Raw genomic sequence first — 5,368 nt, forward strand, 5'->3', positions numbered from 1 at the left:
CTGCAATGGCATCGGATTTTACAAAAAGCCCGTCTTGCCGCGCCGATTACCGATGCTCAGGTCAGGCTGGCGCTGGGTTTTCTGCGCGAAACCGAACCTGAAATGCAGGATATTAATGCTTTTCAGATGCGCTATAACGCGTTCTTTCAGCCTGCCGAGGGCGTTCACTGGCTGCATTAAAACCGCTTCGTCTTATCAGCCTACAGACCGCGCCTGACCTGTCGGGTGGATAAGACGTTCACGCCGCATCCGGTAATCTTTGCCCTGTTCCGTTTCGATCTTAACTCCAGCTCAAGCAACACCGTAAAAGTTGCAAAAACGTTAAATGCGTCACACATTTCAATGTTAAAGTGGTCGGCTTTTCCCCTGAAACATGCCACGGGTAACACCATGAGTGAATTTATTGCCGAAAACCGCGGCGCGGATGCCATCACCCGACCGAACTGGTCAGCCGTTTTCTCGGTGGCGTTTTGCGTCGCCTGTCTGATTATCGTTGAGTTTTTGCCCGTCAGTTTGTTGACGCCTATGGCCCAGGATTTAGGCATTTCGGAAGGGGTTGCCGGGCAATCGGTGACCGTGACCGCCTTTGTGGCAATGTTTGCCAGTTTGTTTATTACCCAGACAATTCAGGCTACTGACCGCCGCTACGTTGTTATTTTGTTTGCCGTTTTGCTGACGCTCTCCTGCTTGCTGGTTTCCTTTGCTAACTCATTCAGTTTGCTTTTAATCGGTCGTGCCTGTCTGGGGCTGGCGCTGGGCGGGTTCTGGGCGATGTCGGCGTCGCTGACCATGCGTCTGGTGCCGCCGCGTACGGTGCCGAAGGCGCTGTCGGTGATCTTCGGCGCGGTTTCTATTGCGCTGGTGATTGCCGCGCCGTTGGGCAGTTTTTTAGGCGAGCTTATCGGTTGGCGCAATGTCTTTAATGCGGCGGCGGTGATGGGCGTGCTGTGTATTTTCTGGATTATCAAATCATTGCCTTCACTGCCAGGCGAACCCTCGCATCAGAAACAAAATACTTTCCGCTTATTACAACGTCCGGGTGTGATGGCAGGGATGATCGCCATCTTCATGTCTTTCGCCGGGCAGTTTGCTTTCTTCACATATATTCGCCCGGTGTATATGAACCTGGCGGGATTCGGCGTGGATGGCTTAACGCTGGTGCTGTTGAGTTTTGGCATTGCCAGCTTTATCGGTACGTCGCTTTCGTCATTCATTCTTAAACGTTCGGTAAAACTGGCCTTAGCAGGCGCGCCGTTAATACTGGCTGTGAGTGCGTTGGTGCTGACGTTGTGGGGAAGCGATAAAATCGTTGCTACCGGCGTGGCGATTATCTGGGGGCTAACTTTTGCATTGGTTCCCGTCGGCTGGTCAACGTGGATCACCCGCTCGCTGGCCGATCAGGCAGAAAAAGCCGGGTCTATTCAGGTGGCGGTTATTCAGCTTGCTAATACCTGTGGCGCGGCAATCGGCGGTTATGCGCTGGATAATATTGGTCTGACTTCGCCGTTGATGTTGTCCGGCACATTGATGTTGCTGACTGCATTGTTGGTTACTGCAAAGGTGAAAATGAAGAAATCCTGATATCAGGTAAAGAAGCGTTGGTCAGTAGTTGTTGCTGTTCTTACATATCCGGGCATTCTACCTTACCCAACGCTTCCCAATAATTGCTCTGATTATTACGTTCCATCGCCACGATGGCCTCGCGTATATGTTGTTTATTGTTTTCATCTGACAACATTAACTTTTCCCACGCTTCATCTGATAATGACGCCTGTGGCGTGCAAATTTTACGTAAATCTTGTAATACCGTGGTTTTCTCTTTTGCGGACTGCAGTGAGCTAAAAGGCGACTCGGCGTATACGATGCCTGGCATAGCGAAAAAAGTGAAAATAAGCAGTAGTGTCGTTGGTTTCATGGATTCAACCTTTTACAAATGTGTATCGAATGAAGCATAAGTGTAGTTTGCTTTCATCGCTCTCATCATGCTGTACGAAACGCGCTTGCGTGGTCAGTAAGAAGTGCCAGACTTTATATTCCACTTTTATTCCTTTTTATTCTTATCGATAGCGTTTCGTTTTTTAAACCGCAGCGACCTTACCGCTATAGTCAGGTAATCATTAATAAAAGGATAAAAAAATGAAACTGACAACACATCATCTACGGACAGGGGCCGCATTATTGCTGGCCGGAATTCTGCTGGCAGGTTGCGACCAGAGTAGCAGCGATGCAAAACACATTAAAGTTGGCGTTATAAATGGCGCAGAACAAGATGTCGCGGAAGTCGCTAAAAAGGTGGCAAAAGAGAAATATGGCCTCGATGTTGAACTGGTAGGATTTAGCGGTTCGTTGCTACCGAACGATGCGACAAATCATGGCGAACTTGATGCGAATGTCTTCCAGCATCGACCCTTTCTTGAACAAGATAATCAGGCGCATGGTTATAAACTGGTAGCGGTGGGAAATACGTTTGTCTTCCCTATGGCGGGTTATTCCAAAAAAATCACAACCGTGGCGCAAATAAAAGAAGGCGCGACAGTGGCGATCCCCAACGACCCGACCAACCTTGGTCGCGCACTTTTACTGTTGCAAAAAGAGAAGCTAATTACTCTGAAAGAGGGAAAAGGGTTATTACCTACCGCGCTGGATATAACCGATAATCCTCGTCATTTGCAGATTATGGAACTCGAGGGGGCGCAGCTTCCGCGCGTACTGGATGATCCCAAAGTTGATGTAGCGATTATCAGTACCACTTACATTCAGCAGACAGGGCTTTCTCCGGTGCACGACAGCGTATTTATTGAAGATAAGAATTCGCCGTATGTGAATATTTTGGTGGCACGGGAAGATAATAAGAATGCAGAAAACGTGAAGGAATTTCTGCAATCTTATCAATCACCCGAAGTCGCTAAAGCGGCAGAAACCATTTTTAACGGTGGCGCGGTGCCTGGCTGGTAATTCTCACTCATGCCGCGCCGGACGATTTATTTTTCTGGCGCGGCGACGGGAATCCATTGAAATCAAAATCACCGATGACAGAATCAGCAGCGTTCCCAGCCAGTCCGGTAATGTGAACGTGATCCCCAGCAACAGCAAAGAGAGTAGCGCGCTACTTAATGGTTCTGCACAGCTCAAAATGCTGGCTTTTGGACCGCCAATTAATTGTGCTCCTTTCAGGTACAGACTAAATGTCAGGGACGTACCAATGACCACCAAATAAAAAAACGCCAGAATCAAACTGCCGTTAACGACAAAGTTTGTTCCTTGTCTGGCATAAAAAGGCAACAGAATCAGACCGCCAATCAGCATACTCCAGCCGACGACTGGTAACGTGCCATAGCGGGCAATTAGCGTTGAGGGATAGGTGGTATAGAATGCAGCAGCAAATGCCGAGGCAATGCCCCAGAACAACGCGGCAGGAGAGATCGATAATGACGTCGGATTACCGTGTGTCACCAATAAAAAAGTCCCGACCAGCGATGTCAAAATAGCGCAGAAAACCAGAATGCCCGGGCGCGATTTACGCACCAGTGAGAACCAGGCGACGATAATCGTCGGTGAGAGGAATTGCAGCACCGTTGCCGTGGCTGCGTTCGATTTTTCGATGGTTAGCAAAAAAGTGAGCTGTACAGTTAGCGCGCCAACCACGGAAAAAATCAGCAGGCTAATGGCATCTTTATGATTGTTAATAATAGAAAAGATTTTATCGCCATGAACAAATGACAGCGTCAGTAGAATCAAACCGGCGAATATCAAACGCGTCATAGTCAAAAACTGCGACGACATCTGGCTTTGCTCCATGATGTATTGCGCGCAGACCCCTGAACTTCCCCACAACACGGCGGCAATCAGAACGTTCAGCATCCCCTTTCTGGTGGAACCCATTTTTCCCTCTGCATACTGTTTTGTCGTTTATGTATGCAGGCATGATAGCAAAAATGGCGAGGATGGCTCTGTTTGCGCCACGCCGATTTTTCTTAGCCCAGACTGGTGAGCTAAATATCTTTAATAAACAGCAGGCAAATCATCGCAATACCCAACATCCCTATCGCCAGCCAGAACAACGCATGGTAGCTCCAGATTTCAACCATAATTCCGTCAACAGAGCCGGCGATAATCCAGCCGACGCGTGAAGTATTTGCATATAACGTTGTCGCAGAGCCTATTTTTTCAGGCATCAAGTCCTGAAAATAAAGCATGCCGATACCACAGAGAATACCAAGGAAGATGGCATTAAGAATTTGCAATTCCAGCTCAACCGCCGGAGTCGTCGCCATGAGTACGCTGGCGTAAAAACACATTCCACTCACGATAGCAATGAGCATTAATAGTCGCTTGCCAATACGTTTCATGTAATAGCCTGCGATTAACATCATCGGAATTTCCAGACCGGCAGCGATACCAATCATTTCTCCAGCCAGTTTATCGGTTAGATGCAGTTCATCAATAATAAATAGCGGCATATTTATCATGTAGAGATTATTCGCCGCCCACATCATTGAACAGACCACAAAAAGTAGCCGCGTATCCCGCTTCCTGTGGGTGGAGGGTAAAATTTCTACGGGTTGGGTAACGACAGGAATATTTCTTTGTATTGATGGCAAAAACAACCAGACTATCAGTCCGCAAACAACAAATGCGATGGCTGCGGTGAGATACATCACTTTAAAACTAAATCCCATTGCCAGTTCATAAGCGAGCGGTGGCCCGATAACCCAGGCAAGCGAGATCTGAGCACGTAAAAATGTACTGAACATGACCGTCTCACGGCCTGTTCTGTCGGCGTGTTCACGGGCGAGGGCGAACATTTGCGGGTTTGCGGTGGAAGCAAAACTACTCAGAAGTACGCCCGTTGAGAGGAGAATGAAGTAGTTGCGATTCCACGCAAAAAGCGTGCAGGCCAGCACTCCAAATAAGCAACATAGCAGAATCAGTAATTTACGGTCGCCTTGTTTATCGGAGTGCCTTGCCAGAAATTGACTGACCAGAATTCCCATAATAGCGCTACCGGTGAAGAAAAAACCTACCATTATAGGACGGGCTTTCAGTTCATCTGCGAGGAATATACTTAGGGTAGGAGTCTGAAGAGCGCCCGCAATACCCGTCAGAAAGGCGACAAGTAAAAATGCCGCGGCAGTGAGATCAAGTATTTTTGATGGAGTGGTAGCCGTTTTTTGCATTCTTCTGAATCACCGGGCGAAAAAATATAACTGAGTTACAAATAAGTACCAGTCGAATGAGTATTGTATTAAGAATTTTTGAGTATCGCTGATACAACCAGAAAGCAATGCTAGCGCAATATTATAGGGCCAGCAATTGAGATTATTAGTAAAAGCATGTTAAGAATTAATTACCGAATTTATATATTAAT

5 protein-coding genes and 1 pseudogene (1 of these 6 running past the window's edge) are annotated in these 5,368 nt (G+C 47.5%); 3 read left to right on the forward strand and 3 right to left on the reverse strand.

The features are described 5' to 3' along the window. Together QZF50_RS21875 and nepI are read left to right on the forward strand one after the other, a co-directional pair. Window positions 1–180 (forward strand): annotated as a pseudogene (locus tag QZF50_RS21875) (DUF1198 domain-containing protein) (it extends 283 nt beyond the left edge of the window). Between the two features lie 210 nt (window positions 181–390). Further along, window positions 391–1,581, forward strand: coding sequence for a purine ribonucleoside efflux pump NepI (gene nepI, locus QZF50_RS21880; RefSeq protein WP_001288549.1), 1,191 nt, complete (start codon window positions 391–393; stop codon window positions 1,579–1,581). 40 nt (window positions 1,582–1,621) lie between these two features. Here the strand turns inward: nepI and yicS are convergent, their stop codons facing one another. Then, window positions 1,622–1,915, reverse strand: coding sequence for a protein YicS (gene yicS / locus QZF50_RS21885; RefSeq protein ID WP_000805509.1), 294 nt, complete (start codon window positions 1,913–1,915; stop codon window positions 1,622–1,624). Window positions 1,916–2,136: 221 nt separating this feature from the next. On the opposite strand from yicS, the gene nlpA reads away from it, so the two are divergent. Continuing rightward, on the forward strand, window positions 2,137–2,955 hold the full coding sequence (nlpA, locus tag QZF50_RS21890; RefSeq protein ID WP_000779432.1) for a lipoprotein NlpA: 819 nt from the start codon (window positions 2,137–2,139) through the stop codon (window positions 2,953–2,955). A gap of 3 nt (window positions 2,956–2,958) precedes the next feature. Here the strand turns inward: nlpA and QZF50_RS21895 are convergent, their stop codons facing one another. After that, a complete protein-coding gene (locus QZF50_RS21895; protein ID WP_000535960.1) occupies window positions 2,959–3,882 on the reverse strand; it encodes a carboxylate/amino acid/amine transporter in 924 nt (307 codons plus the stop codon). Between the two features lie 110 nt (window positions 3,883–3,992). Continuing rightward, on the reverse strand, window positions 3,993–5,177 hold the full coding sequence (locus QZF50_RS21900) for a sugar efflux transporter (protein ID WP_001172876.1): 1,185 nt from the start codon (window positions 5,175–5,177) through the stop codon (window positions 3,993–3,995). Window positions 5,178–5,368: the final 191 nt, after the last annotated feature.

Source organism: uncultured Escherichia sp. (assembly GCF_948475835.1).
Lineage (GTDB): Bacteria > Pseudomonadota > Gammaproteobacteria > Enterobacterales > Enterobacteriaceae > ECMA0423.